Source organism: Gephyromycinifex aptenodytis, from assembly GCF_012277275.1.
Lineage (GTDB): Bacteria > Actinomycetota > Actinomycetes > Actinomycetales > Dermatophilaceae > Gephyromycinifex > Gephyromycinifex aptenodytis.
Window position 1 is genome coordinate 2,077,433 of sequence record NZ_CP051155.1, and the last position, 22,013, is coordinate 2,099,445.

17 protein-coding genes are annotated in these 22,013 nt (G+C 67.8%); 2 read left to right on the forward strand and 15 right to left on the reverse strand.

From position 1 onward, the window contains the following. Positions 1–100 precede the first annotated feature (100 nt). The 9 genes from G9V96_RS08985 to G9V96_RS09025 form a co-directional block, all read right to left on the reverse strand. On the reverse strand, positions 101–808 hold the full coding sequence (locus G9V96_RS08985) for a GAF and ANTAR domain-containing protein (RefSeq protein ID WP_226913245.1): 708 nt from the start codon (positions 806–808) through the stop codon (positions 101–103). 193 nt (positions 809–1,001) lie between these two features. Then, a complete protein-coding gene (locus tag G9V96_RS08990) occupies positions 1,002–1,736 on the reverse strand; it encodes a PspA/IM30 family protein (RefSeq protein WP_168582728.1) in 735 nt (244 codons plus the stop codon). A 127-nt stretch (positions 1,737–1,863) separates the two neighbouring features. Continuing rightward, positions 1,864–3,921 carry a TPM domain-containing protein gene (locus G9V96_RS08995; protein WP_168582729.1) on the reverse strand — a complete coding sequence of 686 codons (2,058 nt, stop codon included), beginning with the start codon at positions 3,919–3,921 and terminating at the stop codon, positions 1,864–1,866. A 141-nt stretch (positions 3,922–4,062) separates the two neighbouring features. After that, positions 4,063–5,046, reverse strand: a complete 984-nt coding sequence (locus G9V96_RS09000; RefSeq protein ID WP_168582730.1) for a hypothetical protein — start codon at positions 5,044–5,046, stop codon at positions 4,063–4,065. 287 nt (positions 5,047–5,333) lie between these two features. Continuing rightward, positions 5,334–6,848 (reverse strand): FGGY-family carbohydrate kinase, encoded by a 1,515-nt coding sequence (locus tag G9V96_RS09005; protein WP_168582731.1) that lies wholly within the window; start codon positions 6,846–6,848, stop codon positions 5,334–5,336. Next, complete coding sequence (locus G9V96_RS09010) at positions 6,845–7,906, reverse strand: ABC transporter permease (RefSeq protein WP_168582732.1); 1,062 nt, start codon at positions 7,904–7,906, stop codon at positions 6,845–6,847. The genes G9V96_RS09005 and G9V96_RS09010 overlap by 4 nt, the downstream gene beginning before the upstream one ends. 1 nt (position 7,907) lies before the next feature. Continuing rightward, positions 7,908–8,993 (reverse strand): ABC transporter permease, encoded by a 1,086-nt coding sequence (locus G9V96_RS09015; RefSeq protein WP_168582733.1) that lies wholly within the window; start codon positions 8,991–8,993, stop codon positions 7,908–7,910. Then, positions 8,990–10,498, reverse strand: coding sequence for a sugar ABC transporter ATP-binding protein (locus G9V96_RS09020; RefSeq protein WP_168582734.1), 1,509 nt, complete (start codon positions 10,496–10,498; stop codon positions 8,990–8,992). The genes G9V96_RS09015 and G9V96_RS09020 overlap by 4 nt, the downstream gene beginning before the upstream one ends. A gap of 28 nt (positions 10,499–10,526) precedes the next feature. Then, positions 10,527–11,600, reverse strand: coding sequence for an autoinducer 2 ABC transporter substrate-binding protein (locus tag G9V96_RS09025; protein WP_168582735.1), 1,074 nt, complete (start codon positions 11,598–11,600; stop codon positions 10,527–10,529). A gap of 311 nt (positions 11,601–11,911) precedes the next feature. Between G9V96_RS09025 and G9V96_RS09030 the strand changes: the two genes are divergently transcribed. After that, positions 11,912–12,688: a DeoR/GlpR family DNA-binding transcription regulator gene (locus G9V96_RS09030; protein WP_168582736.1), complete on the forward strand. Its 777-nt coding sequence runs from the start codon at positions 11,912–11,914 to the stop codon at positions 12,686–12,688. Positions 12,689–12,978: 290 nt separating this feature from the next. Here G9V96_RS09030 and G9V96_RS09035 read toward each other — a convergent pair whose 3' ends face one another. Further along, positions 12,979–15,282 carry an MMPL family transporter gene (locus tag G9V96_RS09035; protein WP_226913246.1) on the reverse strand — a complete coding sequence of 768 codons (2,304 nt, stop codon included), beginning with the start codon at positions 15,280–15,282 and terminating at the stop codon, positions 12,979–12,981. Between the two features lie 66 nt (positions 15,283–15,348). On the opposite strand from G9V96_RS09035, the gene G9V96_RS09040 reads away from it, so the two are divergent. After that, positions 15,349–15,852: a MarR family winged helix-turn-helix transcriptional regulator gene (locus G9V96_RS09040; protein WP_168582737.1), complete on the forward strand. Its 504-nt coding sequence runs from the start codon at positions 15,349–15,351 to the stop codon at positions 15,850–15,852. 16 nt (positions 15,853–15,868) lie between these two features. On the opposite strand, the gene G9V96_RS09045 is transcribed toward G9V96_RS09040, so the two are convergent. From G9V96_RS09045 to G9V96_RS09065, 5 genes are all read right to left on the reverse strand, one after another. Then, the gene (locus G9V96_RS09045) at positions 15,869–17,542 is read right to left on the reverse strand and encodes a DUF6297 family protein (RefSeq protein ID WP_168582738.1); all 1,674 of its coding nucleotides are present in this window, start codon (positions 17,540–17,542) and stop codon (positions 15,869–15,871) included. Beyond that, a complete protein-coding gene (locus tag G9V96_RS09050; RefSeq protein ID WP_168582739.1) occupies positions 17,539–18,183 on the reverse strand; it encodes an ABC transporter ATP-binding protein in 645 nt (214 codons plus the stop codon). The genes G9V96_RS09045 and G9V96_RS09050 overlap by 4 nt, the downstream gene beginning before the upstream one ends. Positions 18,184–18,204: 21 nt before the next feature. After that, on the reverse strand, positions 18,205–19,854 hold the full coding sequence (locus tag G9V96_RS09055) for a methyl-accepting chemotaxis protein (RefSeq protein ID WP_226913247.1): 1,650 nt from the start codon (positions 19,852–19,854) through the stop codon (positions 18,205–18,207). Between the two features lie 116 nt (positions 19,855–19,970). After that, positions 19,971–20,675 carry a PaaI family thioesterase gene (locus G9V96_RS09060; RefSeq protein ID WP_168582740.1) on the reverse strand — a complete coding sequence of 235 codons (705 nt, stop codon included), beginning with the start codon at positions 20,673–20,675 and terminating at the stop codon, positions 19,971–19,973. Continuing rightward, positions 20,672–21,613, reverse strand: coding sequence for an Fpg/Nei family DNA glycosylase (locus tag G9V96_RS09065; RefSeq protein WP_168582741.1), 942 nt, complete (start codon positions 21,611–21,613; stop codon positions 20,672–20,674). Before G9V96_RS09065 ends, G9V96_RS09060 begins: the two co-directional genes overlap by 4 nt. Between the last annotated feature and the right edge of the window lie 400 nt (positions 21,614–22,013).

Sequence of the window (22,013 nt, forward strand, 5' to 3'; positions counted from 1 at the left end):
AACCCCCACATGCCCGAAATGCGCTGCTTGGAAACGGCGCCGGGGCAGTGAGGCCCCCGGGGCGATAGGCGCGCGCAACGCGACTGCGTACCGAACTGGATCAGGCTGGGAGCGTTCGTGAGTTCACTACTTGCTGGGCGACCTCGCGCAACTTGATGTTGCGGTCTTGGGAGTAGCGGCGCAGCACCGCGAAAGCTTGCGCCTCGCCGAGGGTGAACCGCTCCATGAGGATGCCCTGAGCCATTCCGATGACGTGGCGGCCATCGATCGCCTGACGCAGTTCGGCGCGCTCCTTACCGGCGGCCAGCGCGATCGAGGCGTGCGAGGCGAGGATCGTCCCCAGCCAGGCGTCATCCCGGCCAAACGAATTCGGCTCGTAGGAATAAAGATTCAGCGCACCGAGGACTCCGCGCTCAGTTTGTAACTGCACCGACAAGACGCTGCGGATACCCAGCTCGGCTACGCCCGCGCACCACAGCGGCCACCGTGTTTCGGTCGTGGTGTCCACGATTGTGAAGGTTTCGCGTTCCTCGATCGCCTCCAGGCACGGCCCGTCGCCGGTCCTGAGTTGCAGCGCATCCGCGCGCTCGACGATCTCGTTGGTGACATAAGCCGATTCAACCTTGCCTTTGACGACCAGCATCACGCCGCCGACGTCGCAGCCGAGCATTTCCTGAGCGGCTTTGAGTACCTGACCCAGGGTCGGTTCAGCTTCCGGTTCACCCTGGAGCTTGAGCGCCAACTCGGCGAAATCGTTAGCCAGACGTCGACCCGAGACGTCGGACGTGACCCCTTGATCCATGACCATCGCGACCATCCTTTTATCCATCGCCCACGACAGGGCTGCCGCCCAACCACTCCGCGGGGCGAGGCGACACTCCAGGGTACGTTGCCCCCCGCTATTGCAGGCGGGCCCACACTCACGGCGCGCGACATGCGGCGGCCCCCGCCACCCGAGAGATTTCGAGCAGGGACGGGGGCCGAAGCGGGCAGAAAGAGCCTCAGGAGCCCAGAGCCGGCTTGTCCTGCACCTTCAACGACTGCAACCGGGCCTCGATCTCCGCGTCGGCGCCGTAGTCGTCCAACTCGGCGAACTGGTCCTCCAGCGTGGTGGCCTGAACCTCGGCGCGGCCTTGAACCAGGGCTTCCTGGTGCTTGATGCGGTCTTCGAACCGGGACAGTTCACTCGTGGGGTCCAAGACGTTGATGGAGCTCATGGCGTCGTGCACCCGGGTCTGGGCCTCAGCGGTGCGAGCGCGAGCGACCAAGGAGGCGCGACGCGACTTCAGGTCCTCCAGCTTGGTCTTCATCGAAGTCAGGCCGCCCTTGAGCTGCTCGACCGTGGCGTTCTGGGAGTCGATGACCGGCTGGGAATCGCGGGCTTCGTTCTCGAACTGGATCTGTCGGCCGATGGCAACCTTGGCCAGGCTGTCGAACTTGTCGGCGCCGGCCGTGTCGCCGGAAGCACGCAGCTGCTCAGCTTTGTTCGAGGCGGCCGCGGCCTTGCGGCCCCACTCACTGGCGGCCTCCACGTCTTCGCGGTGGTCGGCCTCGATCATGCGCACCTGCGCGATCGTCTGCGCGACGGCCTCTTCAGCCTCCGCGATGGAGTTGGTGTAGTCCCGCACGAGCTGGTCGAGCATCTTCTCCGGGTCTTCTGCCCGGTCGAGCAGGGAGTTGATGTTCGCCTTGGCGAGCTGGGCGACGCGCCCGAGGAGAGTCTGCTTCTGAGCCACGGTGTGTCCTTTCAAATGGAATGGGGCCTACGGCCACTGATGACGTGCCGTGCGTTTTCCTGGTCACCGCATCGGGCGGCGCCATCACTGTCGGTTGTTCACATGCTCTGTACCCACTGGAGCCGGTTCAGAAGCTGCCGCCACCGCCGAAACCTCCGCCGCCGAAGCTGCCGCCGCCGCCGAAACCTCCGCCACCACCAAAGCCACCGCCGCCGCCGAAACCTCCGCCGCCGCCACCCCAGCCGCCACCGAAACCTCCGCCACGATTGCCGCCACCCATGAGGATGCCGCCGAGGATCATCGAGGTCGGATCAAGGCCGCCGCTGCGGCGAGGCCCGCCGAAACCGCCGCCCCAATTGCCGTAGTCGTCCTCAGCCAGCCGCAGGGCCTCTTCGCCGAGCTGCTCGGCTTGGGCGAGCAAGGAGATCGCTTGGGCGGTGTCGGAGCCGGCAACGCTGACCGCCTCGTTGTACAGGCGCAGCGCCTCCGAGATGCGGGTGCGCGGTTCACGCCCGACGGCGCCCCGACGGGTGCGGATCGTTTCGTCGATGGATTCCAACCGTGCGCGGACCCGGTGGAAGCGCTCGTTCAACCCCGAACGTTGGCGCTTGGCCTGCTCTTCGGCGTCCCGGTAGCGCTGCAGCGCGTTGTCCAGGTCGTTCTCGGCGCGGTCCAGCTCGGAGAGTGCACCGAGCGGGTCGCCGCCCTGACGAGCCGCCTGACCGGAAACGATCGCTTCCTTGGCCGCCGCCAGGGCTTGGGTGGTGAGCGGGTCGTCGGCCCCGAACCGCTGCGCATCCGCGACGTCGGAGCTGATCGAGGCCAGTCGCGCCTCCAGAGCGTGCGCCGCTTTCGGCAGGTCCACGTGGGCGCGATCCACCGCGTCCAGCAGCGTGGTGGCGTGCCCGAGCGCGTCTTCGGCGCCGCGCGCGGACACCACTGCTGAGGGTCGGTCGTCCTTCTCCAGGTGGTCGCGTCCAGAAGCGATCAACTGCGCTGCCGATTCCAGCAATCCGGTGGCCTGCCCGATGTTGGCGCGCACGGTGCGCAGCGCCGTCTCGGGGTAGGTCGCTTGCAGCGCAGCCAACTGCTGGGTGGCCACCGGGATCCGGCGACGCACTTCGGCGACGCGTCGATCCAATTCACCCAGCACCGCAGGAACCTTGGACTGCAGCCCGCGCATCTTCTCGAAGTCGGCCTTGTACTGCTCCAGCACGCTGTCGGCGTTGGTGGCCAAGGTGATGATGCGCTGCATCGCGGCGGGGCGATCCGCATCGAGCACGCCACCGTCGTCGAGTTGCTGTTGGATCTTGAACGCTTCTACCGAATGGGTCTTCGCCTCGGCCAGCGCCTGCTTGTACTTCTCGGTCGCCTGCGCGCCGAACTGGGCTTCGGCATAGGCGAGCTCTTCAGCCGAGGAGCGCATCTCATCATCCAGAGCGACCAAAGCTGCCGCCGCCTGCTGCTGCAGTTGGTCTTCGGGCACGTTCTGCTGAGCGGAGCCTGCGACCCGGTCCTGCGGTTCCCCGGGGACACCGGTGGGGGTGTGGCTGGCGGTGTTGCCCCCTGCCCCCTTCTTGCGCCGACCCAGCATCAAGGCCCCGACGCCGGCCACTGCGCCACCGCCGAGCAGCAGCGGCATGATCGAGCCTCCACCGCCGCTGGAGGGTGAGTCCACCTGGCGGCCGGGGCCGCCGTCCTCTGCTGCTGCCAACCCGTCGGCGGCGGCTACCGCCGCCCCGCTCCAGTCCCCCGCGCGCAGTTCAGGCTCGATATAGCGCTTCTCGATCTGCTGCATCTGCGCTCGGGTCAGGCCCGATTCGCCGGTTGTGTAGGTGCCGTAGAGCCGATCCTTGACGGCCACAGCGAACAGCACGTCGTTCCCACCGAAGCCGTTCTTCTCGAAGGTTTTCTCAGCCCACTGCGCCCCGGAAGCCCCGTCGAAGGAGTCGACGTATACGACGTACAGCTCGAGGTTGTTCTGGCTCGCGAGCTGGGCCAAGCGCCCTTGCACGTCCGAACTCTCGCTGAGCACCGAGGCCGGGTCGGTGACCTGGGCGCCGAGGTCCAGCGGGGGGTCGGCCAGCGCTACGGGGCCCATGAACACAACCGTCCCGGCGAGTCCGAGGGCCGCTGCCGCTCGGCTCAAGGAACGGCAGGAGAACTTCTCAACTGGTGTGCGCACTCTCTGATCCTCCCCGCCTGGCAGCGCGGACGCAACGTGGCTGAGCTGCACTCACCGGTGGGGTCCTGTCTGGTTCGGGGCGCGCCGATCGCTCTTGCACCGGCAGTGCTCCGTTGCCTGCCTCGGGATCGCGCAGCCTGCTCAGCGACCGAAGAACGGCCCAACAGCGGCGTTTCGTCGTTCCTTCAGGCGCATCTGTTTGCGCAGGATCCCGCCGCGGGCCAAACCGGCCAGGCCGACGCCCAGGCTCAACATCCCCAAGATCTGGACGGTGTGGGAACCGCCCGAGCATCGAACCTGCACCTGGGCCGGGGCACATCTGAGTTGGTGCAGCCCCGGCCAGTCGGCGACGAAATCTCCTCTGGCGCCCGGCTCGTCCCGCAACACCTCCACGCGGCCGGAGGGTGTGGTCACCGTGCACGATGCCGTGATGCCCCGGCTCGGAGCCTCGATGCTGAGCTGGTCGCCCTGGCGCAGGTGAACCTGCCCGGAGCCGGCCTCCAGGGGCACCCGCGCTCCCACAGGGTTGGCCAAGGACGCGAGCACCATGAAGAACCCGATGATGAACGCGCCCAGCGCCGCCCACATCCGCGGCGTCATCGCGGCATTCCGCTGCGCCAACGCCTGGTAGTAGAGACGCTCGGCGGCGAACTCAGAGGGCGCATCCTGGGGTTCCCGCACGCGAGGCGGGGGAAGCAGCGCGGGAGGCTCACCGTCCGGGTTGAACGCGGGCTCGGGTACCGGCACGGGGGTGAGCCCGCCGCTGGTTGACAGCGGAAGCACCGCAGAGGCGAGGCCCAGCCCGCTGAGACCGCCAGTCCAAAAGGCGAGCGGCGAACCAGGGCCCGGAGCTGGCGCAGCCGGTTGCACGCTAGTGGTGGGGGTGGACTGGAGCGGCTTCTCCTGCGACGGGCGCCAGCGGGCCCGCACCGGGAGCATGTGGGCGGCCTGCATGAGCGGCGCGGGAGCCACCGGCGCGGCCTGGAGGCCATCGAACAACACCGACGCTCCGTGGCCGCTGGTCTGCGGGGCGTCCGCGCCCGCAGCGAGCCCGGCACTGTAGTCGAGTCGAGTCGCGTCAGCCTCAGCCGAAGAACGATCGTCGGGCGAACTGTCGTCGGTCATAGGGGTGCCTTCTTCCGCAGGTACAGACGTGGGCACCCTAGAGATCTGAGCCGACCCACCGCTGCGGTCATCCCCATAGCCGAGGGCCGCGCCGTTGGAGTCGCTCCCAGCCTGCTCCGAGGCGTTCCTCACCGGCCCCAGTTGCGCGCCGGAGGGGTCCTTCTGTGCGGAGTGGGGATGCGAGCCCGCGCCCGCCGCGGCCCGGTCTGGCTACTCGACCTCACCGACCGAGCTCCGATCCCCCACGGCATCGAACTCGGCCGTAGTCGAGGCTGTCACAGCAGCGGTCAGGGGGTGGCGTGCTGCTGAATGTCGCTGAGGGCGTGCATTGCCGGACGGGCGCTTCGGCCCAGGTCCTCGTAGATCTCTCGCATCTGCGTGTACCGCTTGCGCTGCACCGGGTCGGCCTGCACGACACTCTGGATCCGCGACCAGTCCGTCTGCGGCGGGACCAGCCCGCAACCGATCGCTGCCATGAGCGCGTCACCGTAGGCCGCCCCGATAGTGGTGGCCGGAATGTCCTGGGTGATGCCACACACGTCACTGACAATCTGGGTCCACAACCCGCCCTGAGTACCGCCACCGACAGCGACGACGCGCGCCGGAGGGCCCGCAGCCTCCTCCAGCACATCAATGATGTTGCGCAGGCCGTAAGCGATCCCTTCATAGGCGGCCCGGAACAAGTGCCCGCGAGAATGCCGCAACGTCAACCCGGCCACCACCCCGCGCGCCTTCGGGTCGTACAACGGGGTGCGTTCTCCGGCGAAATACGGCAGCAGCATCAGCCCGTCGCTGCCCGGCGGCACCTCGCCGGCCTCCCGGACCAGGTCCTCGAACGACGCCCCGCTCAGGTCGGCCACCCACTGCGTCACGCTGCCGGAGGTCGCCATGCCCGCCGCGAAGGTGTGGCTGTGCGGGACCACCCCCGAGGTGGTCCACAGCAGTGGATGCGTCGTCGGCGCGGGTAATACCTGGATGAGGAACATCGTCGAGCCGTACATGAGCATGAGGTCGCCCGGGCGGCGCACCCCGACGCTGAACGCCTCCGCCCAGGCATCCACCGTCCCGGTCATCACCGGGGTGCCCGCAGGCAGCCCGGTGGCAGCAGCGGCCGCCGTGGTCACCCGGCCCACTTGGTCGGTCGGCCAATGCAATGTCGGCAGTTCCACCCCGGGCAGGACGCGCTGGGCCCAATCGGTGGCCCAGGCCTGACGGGCCACGTCGTACAGCGGGTCGCACTGGCTGGCGGTGTGGTGGTCCAACACCCATTCCCCGGTGAGGCGTTCGAGGACGAAAGTGTGCGAACTGAACCAGCGCAGTCCTGGCCGGTAGCGCTGCTCGTGCCGGGCCAGCCAGCGCAGTTTCGGTCCGACTGCTTGCGAGGACAGGCGCTTTCCACAGCGGCGCAGGATGTTCTGCTCGCCGAGCTCCGCCGTCATCTGCTCGATCTCGGCCGTGCCCCGCATGTCGATGCCGTAGAGCATCGCCGGGCGGATCGGGCCGTCCTGGTCGCACATGACCAGCGCCGGACCCAACCCGGAGACACACACGCCCGCGATCGGCGCACCGGCCGCGGCTGCCGTCAACTCACCAAGCACAGCAGCGGCATCCCCCCACCAGTCCTGTTCGGCGTCCATCTCGGCCCAACCGGGACGGGGCAGACTTATCCGATGGTCCCGGCGCGCAGTCGCCACGATCTGCCCGGCCGGGGTGGCCAGCACGCCCTTGGTGCTGCCGGTGCCGATGTCGACACCGAGCACGAGTGGCTCACGAGCCACCTGCGTCGACTGCGGTCGGCTCATCGGGCGGCCCGATCGGCGCGCAGTACCCGCAACCGATCACCCAGCGGCGCACCCCAGGTGTTGAGCAGCACCATCAGGACCAGGAGCAACCCCTGGGCGATGTTGACGATGTGGGCGCTGTTCTGAACCGCGAGCAGGCCGGTGGAGAGCATCTGCAAGGCGAGCACCGCGATGACGACACCGGCCACCGTGATGTAGCCGCCGTCCGGGTTCACCCCGGCCAGCACCGCCACGACGATCGCCAACAGCACATAGGAGGCGCCGTATTGGCTGTTTGCGCCGGTGGCTCGCGCGCTGATGACCAGCCCGGCTACCCCGGCCAGGCCGGAGGAGATCAGGTAGGTCGCGGCCAGGACCCGCGCCCGCCGGATACCGGTGTAATCCGCTGCACGCGGGTTGGCGCCCACCAGCCGCATCCGAAAGCCCAGCGTGGTGGCCGCTACGAGCACCCCGACTGCGAGCGCCAGAACGAGCATGATCCAGAAGATGACCGGGATCCCGGCGAAGGTCGCCAACGCAATAGCGGTGAAGGAGGTGGGCAGACCCTTCAATACCGTTCCGCCCGTAGCCACTAGCGCCAGACCGGCGAACAGCTGGGAGGTTCCCAAGGTGGCCAGGATCGGCGGCACCCCGACTCCGGCGATGAAGAAGGCGTTGACCAGCCCGCACGCCCCGGCCGTAGCCAGTGCGCTGAGCACCCCCAGCCCGACGCTTCCGGTGCCGATCATGACGTGAGCGGCCATGATCGCCGACAGGTTGGAGATCGCCACCACCGACAGGTCGATGCCGCCGGTGAGCATCGCCAATGAGATCGCCAGCGCGAGGATGGCCAGCTCGGGGGCCGCCAGGAAGATGTACTGGAAGTTGGCGCCCGAGAGAAAGACCCCGGGGCTGAGCACGGAGAAGGTCAGGAAGATCAGCGCAGTCACCACGATGAGGCGCACGAAACTTGCTCGCGCCCCCATCCGGCGCAACAGCGCGAGGGCCCGGTCCCGGTTGTCGGGCTTCGACGGGGCCGATTTGGTGGGGCTGGCGCTGGGGATCGACGTGGAGGGCATCTCAGGCCACCTTCGCTTCCGAGTCGGGCCGTACCGGGTCCAGGATCGGACGCACTGGCGTCGACCGCGCGGCAAGGGTTTGCATGACGACACCGACGAGCAGGAGCACCCCGACGGCGGCTCGCTGCCAGATACTCGGCACACCCAGGGGTACCAGGGAGCTTTGGATAAGCGAGATGAGCACGACGCCGAGGAACGTACCCCGCACACTTCCCTTTCCGCCGGTGATCGCGGCGCCACCGAGAACGACCGCCGCGATGACGTCGAGTTCGCGGCCGAGGAAGGTCGTAGGGTCGGCGCGTCCGGTGAGAGTGACGTGGATGATCCCGGCCAGGCCGGCCAACGCCCCGGCGATGATGAAGACCATCATTCGGGTTCGAGCCACCGGCACCGCGGCCCGGGCGGCGGCTTCGGCGTCGCCGCCGATAGCGAAGACGCTGCGACCCGGGACCGTCCAACGCAGGAACGCCCACACCAGCAGGCACACTGCCAGCACCAGCAGCGCGAGGACACTGAGCCGGGTGGTGCCGCGAACCGCTCCGGGCGCGGTCACCAGGTTGACCTGTCCGAGCAGGCGAAGCGGCGCCGGCAACGTGTTGATGATGTTCCCGCCGACGACGGCGAACAGGAAGCCCATGAAGATCGCCGAGGTGGCCAGGGTGGCGATCAGGGTGGGAACTTTGGCGCTGATGACGACTGCCGCGTTGATCAGGCCCAACACCCCACCGATGAGTAGCGCCAGCAGGAACGGCCAGATGGCCATCGCCAGACCGCCCTCCATCGGGGTCACCTTCACGGTGAGGTAGGCCGCGAAGATCCCCACGGCCAGGAACGAGACGTCGATACCGCCGGCGATGATGACCAGCAGCACCCCGAGGGCGAAGACGAGGTCCACCATCGAGGCCCGCAGAATGTTGAACAGCGTCTGGACGTGCCAGAAGTCCGGCACTGCGATGACGACCGCGATGAGGATGAGCCCGATGAGGATGGCCAGCAGCGCCTCTTGATGGGCGAAGATCCGTAGCCACCGCCGTCGCGAACCGGTCGATGCGGTAGCTGTGCCTGGTGTGGCAGGTGCGGTGGTCATGCGGAGATCGCCTCCACGAGCGCAGGTTCGCTCAGGTCGGGGCCGGCGAGCTGGCCCACGAGCCGACCGCCGCGCACGATGAGCACGCGGTGGCAGGTGGAGACCAACTCCGGTAGGTCGTCGGAGATGATGACGATGCCGAGCCCTTTGAGGCTCTGCAGGTGAAGCATGGACAAGATGTCGAACTTGGAACCGACGTCTACGCCCACGGTCGGGCCGTTGAGGATGAGCACCTTGGGTTCCCCGAGCAGCCATTTGCCCAACAGGACACGCTGGGCGTTCCCTCCGGACAGGCTTCGTACCGGGTCGTCCAGGGAACCGAACTTGATGCGCAGGTCGCGAACGACCTCACGTTTGGCGCTCTCCACCCGGCCCGGGCTCAGGAACCCGCGGCGGGCGAACCTGCCCAGGTAGGAGGCGACGAGGTTGTCGCCGATCGGCTGGTCCAGGAAGAGCCCCTGGGTGAGTCGGTCCTCGGGGACGTAGCCGATGCCGTGCTCCAACGCCGTGGTCAGGTCAGCGACCTTGACGGCGGCGCCTTGCACCTCGATCTGGCCGGCGGTGGCCGGGTTGATCCCGGCGATGGCCTCGGCGATCTCGGTGCGGCCCGAGCCGAGCAGACCGGCCAGCCCGACGATCTCTCCTTGGGCGACGTCGAAGGAGATGTCGGCGAAGAGCGGTTCGTGGGTGAGGCCGCGCACCAACAGGGCCGCGGGACGCTCGGTCTCTACCGGACGGACCCGCACCAGGTCGTCGGCGGATCGGCCGGTCATCGTCTGGGCCAGCGAGGCGTGCGTGAAGTCTTGCGGGACGCCGCTGCCGACGACGGACCCGTTACGCATGACGGTGACCCGGTCAGAGATCGAGAACACCTCTTGCATTTTGTGGCTGATGAACGCCAGCGCCACCCCGTCGTCACGCAGTGAACGGACCGCCTCGAACAGGGCGTCGACCTCTTTCCAGGTCAGGGCCGTGGTCGGCTCGTCCATCGCGATGAACCTGGCGTCGTGGGCCAAGGCCCGAGCGACGGCGCACAACTGGCGTTCGGCGACGGTGAGTTGCTCCACCGGCGTGCTCAGTTCCAGGTCGATACCCAGGCGGCCCACCGCTTCTTCGGCTCGTTCCAGCACGTCGCGGCGCCGGATGAAGGGTCGGCGTGCCGCCAGGTGCCCAGGGAGGGCGATGTTCTCGGCGGCGGTCATGTTCGGCATCAGGGAGAAGTCCTGATAGATCACCTCCAGGCCGAGGCCGTAGGCCTGCCTCGGCGTGAGGTGGTCATAGGGGTGGCCGTCGACCACGACCTGTCCCGAAGTGGGCTTGTGCGCCCCGCTGATCACCTTCATCAGGGTCGACTTTCCGCAGCCGTTCTCCCCGGCGAGGCAGTGCACCTCGCCGGGATAGAAATCGACGCTGGCTCCGCTGAGCGCCTGGACGCCCCCGAAACGTTTCGTGATGTCGACTGCGCTGACTACCGGCGACATCGCCGGGGAGTCGTTCTTCGTCATGACCGCCGCCTTCCGAACGGACTCGGGATCAGAAACCCCAGGAGTCGACGTCGTCCTTGGTCGCCGAAAGCGCGGCGTCACCGAGGAAGACCTTGGGGTTGTCCGGCGACTGCTTCATCTTGGTGTAGCCCTCGACGCCCAGATCCATACCGTCGCTGAGCTGTTTGCCTTCGGCGAGCATCTGCGTCGCCTTCATCACGGCCTGGCCGGCAGCAGCCGGGTCCCAGAAGTAGATGGAGTCGATCGATCCGTCGGTCAGGTACTGCTTTGTCTCGGAGGGGACACCGGTGCCGTGGACGCAGGTGTCTTCCTGCAGGCCGGCCTCTTGAACGGCGCGGGCGATGCCGGGCACGTCCTGGCTGGAGGCGCCGGTGAAGCCCTTGAGCTTGGGGTGGGCCTGCAGCAGCTGCTTGGCCTTTTGGTAGGCGACGTCGGCGTTGTCGCTGGATTCCACCGGGTCACCGATGCGCACCATCTTGGGGAAGGTCTTCTCCTGCTCGGCAGAACCAGCGTTCGCCCAGGCCATGTGCGTGGTTGCGGTGAGTTTGCCGACGAACTGGACGTACTCACCCTCGCCCTGCATGCACTGGCCGAGGCCGGACATGATCTTCTGCCCGTAGACGGCGTTGTCGAAGGCTTCAATGTCGGCATCCGGGGACTTCAGCTGCGGCGCCTCGTGGGTGACCACCTTGATGCCGGCGCTCTTGGCCTGGCCGATGACCGCGTCCACAGCGCCAGGGTCGGAAGGAACGATGCCCATCCCGGCGGGCTTTTTGGCGATCAGGCCCTGAATGATCCCCACCTGAAGTTCTGGGCTGTCGGTGGAGGGGCCGGTCTGGACGGCGCTCTGTCCGGACTCCTTGGCGAATTCCTCCACGCCGACTTTCATCCGGTCGAACCAGGCGATGCCGGTGAGTTTGACGACGTTGACGTAGGCGCCTTGAGCGACGTCTTCGCTGCCGGCGGCAGCGGATTGGCTTTGGCCGTCGGCGGCGGGGCTTGCTGCTTCGCCTGCCGGGGCGGTGCTGTCGACGGATCCGCACGCACTGATGGCGAGCAGACTCAGAGCGGCGATGCTGGTGGCCGCGCGCGAGATGCGCATGCGATCACTCTCCTTTGAGCGGTCGACCCAGGCGCGAGCGCGTCCCGGGGGTGCAGTGGCCGGCGAACCGACCGCTGTTGAAGGGGCGGATCGACTCGCGCATCGGGGGCTGCGCGAGTCGATCCGTCCTTCTGCACGAAATCGTGCAGAAATCTCACCGTCGCGCACGAATCCGTTCCTGTCAACCGTTACGCCAGCATCTGAGCCGGTGAGATGGGTCGCATCAAGGCCCTTGGGGACGGGTTTCGGCGGGTACGGTGGGAACCGGGTACACGAATCCGTGCAGGCGGCACGTAAAAGAAGGAGCGCTGATGCGGCTCACTGAGCGACAGCGACTCATCATGGGGCAATTGCGCTCGGGTGATTACGTCGAGGTCAAAGATCTGGCATCGGGGCTGGGCGTTGATGTCTCGACGATCCGGCGCGACCTGCAGGCCTTGGGCAAACACGATCTGGTGGACCGCCTGCACGGCGGGGTCCGGCTTCGCCAGGACGAGCCTGCGCAGCCGGCAGCACCACGGGTGGAGCAAGGGCATCTCGCGGTCGCATCCACTGCGAGACGGATGGTCCGCAGCGGAGACTCCCTCATCCTGGGCAGTGGCCCGATTTGCGACCAATTAGTCCCGCTGCTGTTCGACCTGGAAGACCTCAGCCTGATCACCAACGATCTGCGCTCCGCGCAGGCACTGGCCCACCACCGCGGGTTCAAAGTGATCGTGGCCCCGGGAGAGTTGCGCGACGGCTCGTCCGCCCCCACCACCTCCGGCTCCCTGACGGCCGACTTCTACCAGGCGCAGCGCGCCGACTGGGTCTTCCTCGAGGTCGACGGGCTTCACCCGTACGCCGGCCTGACCACGACGGCACCGTGGCGGGTCTCGGCGCAGCGGGCGATGCTGCAAGCCGGCAAACGCCGCTGCGTCCTGGCTCTCAGTCAGAGCTTCGGGCGCCGATGCGTCGGTTTCATCGCCGAGATCGACGCGGCGGACCTCATCGTCACCGACGAGCAACTACCGGATGAGGAGTTGCCGGCCTTCCGCGGCAAGGTCGTCCGCTCCAGCCTTGATCCACTGGACGATTGGCGCCGCTGAGCTCGATACCGGCGCCCACCGTTGCGGGGGCTCGCACTTGCTGCCTGCGAGGTCGCGCCGCAACGCCCGCCGCAGAGCTCGCCCACAAGAGCAAGATGAGCCTGCCGAACAGCAGCGGGATGCCCGCGGTGCCCAGGCCCGTCACGACCCACTGCGGGCGCGCACATCGGGTGCACGGAACCATCCGGGAAGGGCCATCGCAGCCGCGCCGCCCTCGTGCAGCTTCGTAAGGGGACCTACCTGCGCCCCGTTCGGCGCCCGTAGCGGAGCGGCTCCGGCCACCCCAGACGTCAGCGCGGGGTGGGGTCCTGCACCCGCCACAGCGCCGAGGGCCACCACACCCGCCGCCCGACCAGGGTGAAGATCGCCGGGATGACCAGGGTGCGCACCACGAAGGTGTCCAGCAGGATGCCCAAACCGACGATGATGCCCAGTTGCGTCAGTGTGATCAGCGGCAGCACCCCCAGGACCGCGAACACCGCAGCAAGGACCACGCCCGCACTGGTGATGACCCCGCCGGTGAGCGCGACCGCACGCACGATGCCGTCCTTGGTGCCGTGCGCCGGGGTTTCCTCCCGGGCCCGGGTGACGAGGAAGATCGTGTAATCGACGCCCAGCGCCACCAGGAACAGGAACGCGAACAGCGGTGTCGAGGTGTCGATCGCCGGGAAGCCGAGGATGTGGATGGACAGCCACGCTCCGGCGCCGATCGCCGCCACCGCCGACAAGGTGGTGGCCACGATGAGCAGCAACGGCGCCCACAGCGCCTGTAGCAGCACGAACAGCACCAGCAGGACGACTCCCAGAATCAGCGGGAACAAGAGCAACTCATCGGCACGAGAGGCATCACGGCTGTCCAGGTCTTTGGCGTCCGAGCCACCCACGATCGCCTCAGCGCCCGGCACTGCCCGCACCGAGGCCCGCAGGTCCTGCACCGAGGCGAGCGCTTCGGAGGTGCCCGGCTCGGCTTCCAGTACCACTCGCCAGCGGGTCAAGCCGCCCTCGGACACGCCGGTGGGCGCGGCATGCTCCACCCCTGAAGTAGCGGTGATCGCCTCCTGCACTGCTGGCGCCGCTTCGGTGTGCGCCACCACGCTCGTCGGGGTGGATTCCCCGGCCGGGAAGTGCGCCCGCAGTGTCTCAAAACCCTCGACCGCTTCGGCTTTGACCCGGAACTGGTCGATCTGGTCGAGCCCGATGCGGACCCCGAAGAGGCCGGAGGCGAACAGCAGCAGGATGGGGATGGTGGCCAGCAGCACGGCCAACGGTCGCGCAGCAACGAACGTGGCCACCGTGAACCAGCCGCCGCGAGCGGCGGGTTCAGGGTCGCCGTCGCGAGGGATGAAGGGCCAGAACAACCGTCGCCCTGCCAGGGCCAGCGCCGGCGGCAGGACGAACAACCCGAACAGGACGGCTACCAGCAGGCCCACCGCCCCGGCGAAGCCGAGCAGGCGGGTGTTGGGCAGGGTCGCGAACAACAACATGAGCAGCGCCAGCACGACGGTCACATTCGAGGCCAGGATCGCCGGTCCGGCGCCGCGCACAGCCCGCGCCAACGCCAGGCGATGATCGGGGGTGCGCCGTAGTTCTTCGCGGTACCGCGAGACGAGCAGGAGGGCGTAATTCGTGCCCGCCCCGAAGACGAGCACACTGGTTATCCCGCCGGTGGACCCATCCAGTGGAAAACCCAACGCGGCGGCGAGGTTCTCGGTTAGCACGGCGGCAGTGCGGTCGGCCAAGGCCACCACGATCAGCGGGAGCAGCCACAGGATCGGGGAACGGTAGGTGATGAGCAGCAACACGGCGACCACGAGCGCAGTGCTGGCCAGTAGCTGGAAGTCGGCGCCCTTGAAGGCATTTGCGATGTCGGCCCCGAACGCGGGCCCGCCGGTGACCTGCACCTGCAGCGACTCGGGCAGGTCCGCGGCGGCGGCAGCTCGGATCTGGTCCACGACGGCAGTCAGTTCGAAACCGGACAGTTCGGAGTTCAGCGGGATGGTCGCGATGGCCGCCTTAGCGTCAGGGGCGGGGATGAGCACCGGCGGCCCGGCCGGGGCCGCGTCATCCTGCGGGCGACCCGGCGCACCGGTGGGGGCAGGTGCGCCCACGGGCGCCGACGCTGCCGGCGCGGTGGGGGCTGCAGTGGGGGCGCCGGGAGCCGGCGCCTGAGAGGTGGGGCCACCGGCGCCAGCAGGGGACGCCGGGCCGGCAGGCTCAGCGGAGGCTGGAACGCCCCGGTCGACCTGCATCGCCCGCTCGCGGGACTGCGCCGCGGCAGTGAGGTCAGCCGGGCTCAACGGCTGGGCGTCACGGCGGCTGAATACGGCGATCGCGGGCACCACCCCCGAATCAGGGAAGGTTGCCAGCGCCTTGTCCACCTGAGCGGATTCAGCATTCGCAGGCAAGGTGTCGGGCGAGGCGGTGCCGCCCTCGGGTGAACCAATTGCCATCACGGCGCCGACGAGCAACAGGGCCAGTAGCAGCAGGAAGGCCGAGCCACGACGAGAGACCAACCGCGCCAGACTCGGCCAGGGCCCGCGGGCTGACGACTGCAGATTGCGGGAGGAGTGAGGCGTGCTGGCAGTCGAGCTCATTTCGCCACGATATCTCATTGACTTAAAGGTCAAGCGAATGAGACATATGCGCTCTAGACTGCCTCAATGACCGAGGACCTCCCTGCTGCTGCGCAGAGCTCGCGCCTTGAGCGGGAACAGAGCCTCGGCCAAGTGCTGGCGGCCCTGTCCCATGCCTCCACCCATATCGAGCATCGCTTCAGCGCCCACGAGAAGCTGCACTCCACCGACTTTCGCGCGCTGACTGCGATCTACGTCGCCGAGAACGAAGGCGCCCCCCTGAGCGCCAGCGCCCTGGCCGCCGAGCTGGACCTGTCCACCGGGGCCGTCACCTACCTGGTCGAGCGCCTGGTCACCTCCGGGCATGTGCAGCGCGACAAAGATCCCAAAGACCGGCGCAAAGTGATCCTGCGCTATGCCGAACACGGCTACGCCGTCGCTGCAGGCTTCTTTGGACCGCTGGCCGCACATACCCACGCCGCGTTGGCAGCCCACAGCGACGCCGAGATCGAGGCCGCCATCCGCGTCATCACCTCAGCGACCGCGGCGATACGCGCCTACGACCGGGAACTCGCCGACACCGGCAGCTAGCCGCTCCCAGCGCACATCAGCGCTGTCGAGACCCGGCCACGAGTTGGAACCACAAGAACATTGCAGCGGCCAACAATCCCGAGGTCGGTTCACCCAGCAGCGCCAAAGCCACCGGGATCGCTGCGATGTCCGGCCCACGGACGAGAGCCGCGACGACCCCCACCGGCATCGCTCCCATCGGCGTCACCGCCACCGAAGCGGCCGCCGTAGCCATCTCCGATGGCTTGGCGCAGCGCAAGATAGCGGCATAGCACGCCAAAGTGAGCACCGACCACACCTGGCTGTCCAGCCCGGCCAGCCCGAATGCCAGTGCAGTCCACACCGACACCACCAGGGCTGGGGCCAACAGCAGCGCCAACCGCGCAGCCATCGGAGTCAGCGGCAAACCTCGCTGCAAGGCAGCAGCCCGGGTCCAGGTGCGTAACCCGGACGACAACGTGTTTCCGATCCCCACCGCCAACAGCAACGCGACCACGCTGGCCACCTTCGGCCCCAGCAGGGAGGCGACCACCGCCGGGATCGGTACCCAGGCCATTGCCACCAGCAAGGGCAACGGCCGCCGCGCCAGCCGACGCAGGTCGGTGCGCATCAACGCCCACGCTCCTCGCCCGCCCATTCGCCGCGAACGGAACCACCCCCGCCTGGCCAGCGAGCGGCGCTCAGCCAAGGCCGATGAAGCGGAGATGTCGAGCATGAGGGTGGAGGAGATCAACGCCTCCGCCACTTCGCCCCCTCTGGCCAGCTCGGCAGCGGGAACCCGGCGGGCAGAGTCAGCCACCCGGCGCGCCAACAGCAGCGCCGAGGCAGCCCCCAGCAAGGCCGCCGCCAGGAGCAGGGGCGGCAACAGCTGCGCGAAGGCACCGACCATGTGAGCGGATCCGGTCGGGAACAACGCTGTGCTGGAAGGGTTCACGGCCGCGAACAGCAACAGCGAGCCGCAGCCCAACAAGGCGCCGCCGCAGCGAACCACCAGCGCCGAAGCGTTGCGGCGCGACTGCAGCACCGCCGCGGCAAGGACCAGGTTGGCCCCCAGCAGCCCCCCGGTCACCGCGCACGACACCACCAGCCCCGCCACCTCAGCGCCGGATCCGAACCCAGCCAAGGCCGCTGCCCCACCGCACAACGCACCGGCCACCGCACAACCGAGAACGATCGCCCCCAACGGGCCACGAACGACAACAGCGCGATCCGCCGGGGATTCGCCGAGAAACACCCGGCGGGCACGCCCCAGGCCCAGGGGACCGAGCAACCCGGCCAACAGCAGCACCCCGCCGATAGCTGCCGCGCTGATTCCCAAACCCAGCATCGAGCGCAGCGTCGGGGTGCAGGCAGCACAGGTGGGAGTGAAGACCCCTCGCATCCCAGAAAAGCCCATCGCCGCAACGAGTACAAGCGCCAGGAAGACGATGTAGATCTCACCGAAACGTCCGACGTCGCCACGGACCTTAGCTTCGGCGCGCTGGGCGTCGGTGATGGTGTCGAAGGCATCCAGCGCCCAGGTCCGACGCTCGGCCAGATCCGCGAGCTGATTCGGCATCGGCGGCGGCATCGGCACCCCACCGCCCCACCGGCGCAAGGCTCCCGGCTCCGGCGCGAAGGGGAGATCCTCTGGGGCGAAGTCGCCGAGTTCTTCGCGGTCGCGGGGGTCCTCGGGGTCCGTTGGCGGCGGCGGTTCCGGCGATCCGCTCACGCGATCTCCTCCAGGTGCACGACGCGGGCCCCCGTCGAGCGGACCAGTTCGGGATCGTGGGAGGCCATCACAACGGTGCGCCCGGAGTCAGCCAGGCCGCGCAGGTAGGTCGCCAGCCAGGCCCGACCCGCCTCATCGAGGCGCTGCTCCGGCTCGTCGAGGAACAGCAGGTCGAAGGGGCGCACGAGGGTCGTGGCCAGACCGAGACGCCGGCGCTGCCCCGAACTCAGGGTGTCAGGCACCTGGTCGCCGACATGAGTCAAGGCCAGCGCTGCGAGGGCGTCATCGACGATGTCCTCATCGGTGTCGTTGCCGTGGGCCCGAGCCAGCAGATCGAGGTGCTCCCAGACCGTCACATCGGTGAAGTACGCCATGTCATCCAGCACGGCCGCCACCCGGCGGCGAATGCCGGGGTCGGTGTCGCGCATCGGTTCCCCATCCAGGGTGACCGTTCCCTCGTCGAGGTCCTCAGCACCGACGATGCAACGCAGCAGGGTGGTTTTACCGGCGCCGTTGGATCCCAGCAGCGCCACGACCTCTCCCGGGTCGGCGTGGAAGCTCACCTCGTTCAGCACGCTGCGTCCAGAGAAGGCCTTACTCAGCCGTCGAACCTGCAATCGTGCCCCGCAGCTGCGCGTCATTCCCTCACGGTATCCCCGGACTCAGGTGGTGAAGTGCCGGACCAGATCCTCCAGCCGCTGCGCGTGGGCGTTGACGTCGTCGGCGCGCGCTTGCACCGCGGTGGTCTTCTCCAACGTCGCGGCGTATCCGCGCACGCTGCCGCCCACGGTCGTGGCGATTTCCCCGGCTCCGGTGGCTGCGTCTTGGACGTTGCGGCCCATCTCGTTCGTGGTCGCCGTCTGCTCCTCCACCGCCGAAGCGATCGTGGCCTGAGTGTCGTTGATCTGAGCAATGATCGAAGAAATCTGACTGATCGCAGCAACAGCGGCCTGAGTATCAGCCTGAATAGCCTCCACCCGCGAACCGATGTCCTCAGTGGCCTTACTCGTCTCCTGCGCCAAATCCTTCACCTCATTCGCCACCACCGCGAAACCCTTACCAGCCTCACCAGCACGGGCAGCCTCGATCGTGGCGTTCAACGCCAACAGGTTCGTCTGCTCAGCAATACTCGTGATCGTCTTGATGACATTCCCGATCTCAATACTGGACTCACCCAACTTCGCCACCGTCGCATTCGTCTGATCCGCCACCGCCACCGCCGAAGCAGCAACCCCAGCAGCATCATTCGCCGACTTCGAAATCTCCCGAATCGAAGCCGTCATCTCCTCAGTACCAGCCGCAACCGTCTGAATGTTGCTGGAGACGTTCTCAGCCGAGGTGTGAATCCCCCCGGCGCGCGCGGCCCCGGTCTCGGCGTTGGAGCTGAGCTCGGCGATCATGGTGCGCAGCTCGTCGGTTGAGGCGTGAACGGCGGCGGTGGTTTCGACGACCTGACTGATCACGTTGGACATCGACAACCTGGCCCGGTCTGCGGCCTGAGCCATCTGCCCGATCTCGTCATTGCGGACGATCTGCGGTGCCACCGTCAAATCACCACGGCCCATGGCGTCGATCGTGCGTTGCAGCCCTGCGACGGCGCTGAGGATACGGCGCACGATGTAGGCCGTGAGCACGAACAGCGACAGGGCGAGGACCAGTAACAACACCAAGGTGATCACTCGGGCGCCGGCGATCTGCTGACCCATGTTCTGGGTCTCCGCGGTGACCGCCTGATCGCTCTGCTGCACCATCTCCCCGGAGAGCTCCAACGCAGCCACGACCAAGTCTCGGGACTGGTCCATGAGTCGGTCCCCCGCAGCGTCACTGCTGGGGGATTCGGCGCGGTAGGTCTTGACCGCTTCAGCGTCAGCGGCCAGGTACTCGGCGTAGTTGTCGCGGATCTGGCTCAGTCGCTGCTGCTGGGTGGCGTCCAGATATTCGGTCGGGAACTCTTTGAGGTCGCGGGTGGTGGCGTCTGCAGCCTCCACGAAGCGTTTGCGTTTGACGGCGTCCTTCTCCAAGGCCTGCACACCCTGGGTCTTGTAGTCCAAGACGTAGTCCAGCTGACGGGCCCGCACCCGAGCGATCTGGTACTCGATGTTGCCGGACTTCCTCGCCGCGTGCGCCGAGCCCTCCACCTGCTGACTCTCCGCGCGCAGATTGCCCATGTTGAGCATGGACAGGCCCCCGAAGATCAGCAGACCGAGCAAGCCGATGAGCCCGATCGCGTACAACTGCGTGCGCAGGCTGGCTGTGCGCCCCGAGGGGGTGTGGTCCTGCGCTGCTGCAGACCCGATGGCCGTAGCGTTCATGTGAATGCTCCTGAGTGAGTTCCGACAGCGAACTCATCGGCATTCCAGCCCAGTACCAAAGGAATTGGCTGTCCTGGCGGGTCAGGTCAAGCTCCGGGGAGCCCCGCCCGGAGCACCTACGCGCCGGGGTTGGGCACCGAGAAGTCGCCCGCGTCGCTCTGCGGGCTGCTCAACTTGTCCCGCGCCCACTTGGGCACGATGAACAGCCCGTCTGCGGTGACCGTCGTGCGCCCCTCTGCGTCCATGAGGCAACCTCGAACTTGGGTCTTCCACCCGTCGACGGACTCGACCCAGGCTTTCGCGCTGCCCGGACCCAGCGGGCTGGGCCGTTTGTACGCCATCGACAGCGAGGCAGTCATGCCGGGTTTGCCGATGAGGGCGGGCACCGTCCCGAGCATCTGATCAAGGATGAGCGCGATCACGCCGCCGTGGATGTGTCCCGGGGGGCCCTCGTAAGCGGCACCGAGGTCGAAGTTGGTTTCGCAGCGCCCAGCGGCGGCGTCCTTGATGATCCGCAGCGGTGGAGCGATGGGGTTGCGCGCACCCACCGCCGGGTTGCCGTGGTCGCGCAGACGCCCGTCGGACGTGACCTCCAACCCGAGGGGGCCTTCTTGGGCGACAGCGAGTAATTCGGCGGTGAGCTGCCGTACCCGCGTCGCCACCGCGCCGACATCCTCGGGCTGCAACCGGGTGCGAACACAGGCATCCACCATGGCGCGCACCGCGTCAGCCAGATCAGCGTTCGCGGCCTCTTCAATAGCCAGCTCAGCGGCGCGCTGCGGGTCCAGCGGGTCTTGAATCAGAAACATTCCGTCGGTCACAGGGCGCTTCCCTCATCGGTCGAGTGCTTCGACGCCGCCCGTTCGGCGACGCGATGTGCAGCGGCAGCATCCTTGGCGGCCCGCCGGGCGGCGACCGCGGCCGCCCGCCGAGAAAGTGGCTGGCAGCCGGGACACCAGAACAAATTACGACCAGCCAGAACCTGGGTACGCACCAACGCGCCGCAGACGTGGCACTGCTGACCGTCCCGGCGGTAGACGTAGACCTCGCCGCCATGCCGGTCTTGGCGCGGGGCGCGGCCCGTCACCTGGGGTTCGTGTTCGGGGCGCACCGTGTCGATGCGACCACGTGCCACTGCCGCGTGCATCAGACCAACGAGGTCGTCCCACAGCTCATCGAACTCGGCCTTGCGCAGCGCCGTCCCGGGCATCATCGGATCCAGTTGCGCTCGGTACAGCGCTTCGGCGCGGAAGATGTTGCCGACCCCAGCCATCACCTTCTGGTCCATCAGCAGCGCTGCGATCGGCAGCGAACTGCGCTGAATTCGGTTCCAGGCCTGTTCGGGGTCGGCGTCCTCACGCAACGGATCCGGTCCGAGCCTGGCCAGCACCGCTTGGCGACCCGACTCGTCGATCAATTCACAGATCGCCGGTCCGCGCAGGTCACACCAGGACTCCTCGGTCTCCAGACGCCAGCGGACCGCCCCGACGACGGGACGCTCCTGCGAACTGGTTTGCGTCTCCTGGGCGTGGTGCCAACTCGATTTGCCCGCCATGCCGAGGTGAATGTGCACGATGTCCTGCCCGAAGTGGCAGAACAGGTGCTTCCCGTAGGCCTCGGCAGCCTCCAGCGTTCGCCCGTCGATGATGCTCGCTTCGTGCGCGAACCTGCCTTGGGGTGAGCTGCTGCGGGTGGCGCGACCTGCGAAATCCTCTTCGTACGAGCGGGCCATGCGGTGCGTGACGTGACCCTCAGGCATTCGGAACCTCCCGGTGATGCTGCCTACCGCGCGGCCGGCGCGACCAGGACCCGACCTCCCGTGCACCCCCTCCAGCGGGCAACCCGCTCACGGCGCCGGGTGAACATCGCGGACTGATGCCGTCGCTGGTTCCGCGAGTGGCATGGAGCATGCCGTCCTCCTTCGTGGGCGCCGCTGGGTGGGCACATCCTCTCCCACCCGGGGACTCCGCGCAGAGACAGGGGTCAGCTTGCCCGCTGACTCGACAACCGCCGCCTGCACCACCCTGGAGGATCAGACCCAAAGCTGTGGGCGGCAGCGCCCTTCACATCCACCGAGGTCCTCGGGCGAGCGTAAGGGCATCCCAGAAACGGCCCCCGCGCGCAGCTACCGCTGCCCGCAGCTGCAGCGCCGGTGGCTC

Excerpts from the sequence above, each read along its gene's own strand:
- G9V96_RS08985 (WP_226913245.1), bottom strand. The coding sequence starts at position 808 with ATGGTCATGGATCAAGGGGTCACGTCCGACGTCTCGGGTCGACGTCTG.
- G9V96_RS09000 (WP_168582730.1), bottom strand. The coding sequence starts at position 5,046 with ATGACCGACGACAGTTCGCCCGACGATCGTTCTTCGGCTGAGGCTGAC.
- G9V96_RS09005 (WP_168582731.1), bottom strand. The coding sequence starts at position 6,848 with ATGAGCCGACCGCAGTCGACGCAGGTGGCTCGTGAGCCACTCGTGCTC.
- G9V96_RS09010 (WP_168582732.1), bottom strand. The coding sequence starts at position 7,906 with ATGCCCTCCACGTCGATCCCCAGCGCCAGCCCCACCAAATCGGCCCCG.
- G9V96_RS09015 (WP_168582733.1), bottom strand. The coding sequence starts at position 8,993 with ATGACCACCGCACCTGCCACACCAGGCACAGCTACCGCATCGACCGGT.
- G9V96_RS09020 (WP_168582734.1), bottom strand. The coding sequence starts at position 10,498 with ATGACGAAGAACGACTCCCCGGCGATGTCGCCGGTAGTCAGCGCAGTC.
- G9V96_RS09025 (WP_168582735.1), bottom strand. The coding sequence starts at position 11,600 with ATGCGCATCTCGCGCGCGGCCACCAGCATCGCCGCTCTGAGTCTGCTC.
- G9V96_RS09030 (WP_168582736.1), top strand. The coding sequence starts at position 11,912 with ATGCGGCTCACTGAGCGACAGCGACTCATCATGGGGCAATTGCGCTCG.
- G9V96_RS09035 (WP_226913246.1), bottom strand. The coding sequence starts at position 15,282 with ATGAGCTCGACTGCCAGCACGCCTCACTCCTCCCGCAATCTGCAGTCG.
- G9V96_RS09040 (WP_168582737.1), top strand. The coding sequence starts at position 15,349 with ATGACCGAGGACCTCCCTGCTGCTGCGCAGAGCTCGCGCCTTGAGCGG.
- G9V96_RS09050 (WP_168582739.1), bottom strand. The coding sequence starts at position 18,183 with ATGACGCGCAGCTGCGGGGCACGATTGCAGGTTCGACGGCTGAGTAAG.
- G9V96_RS09055 (WP_226913247.1), bottom strand. The coding sequence starts at position 19,854 with ATGAACGCTACGGCCATCGGGTCTGCAGCAGCGCAGGACCACACCCCC.
- G9V96_RS09065 (WP_168582741.1), bottom strand. The coding sequence starts at position 21,613 with ATGCCTGAGGGTCACGTCACGCACCGCATGGCCCGCTCGTACGAAGAG.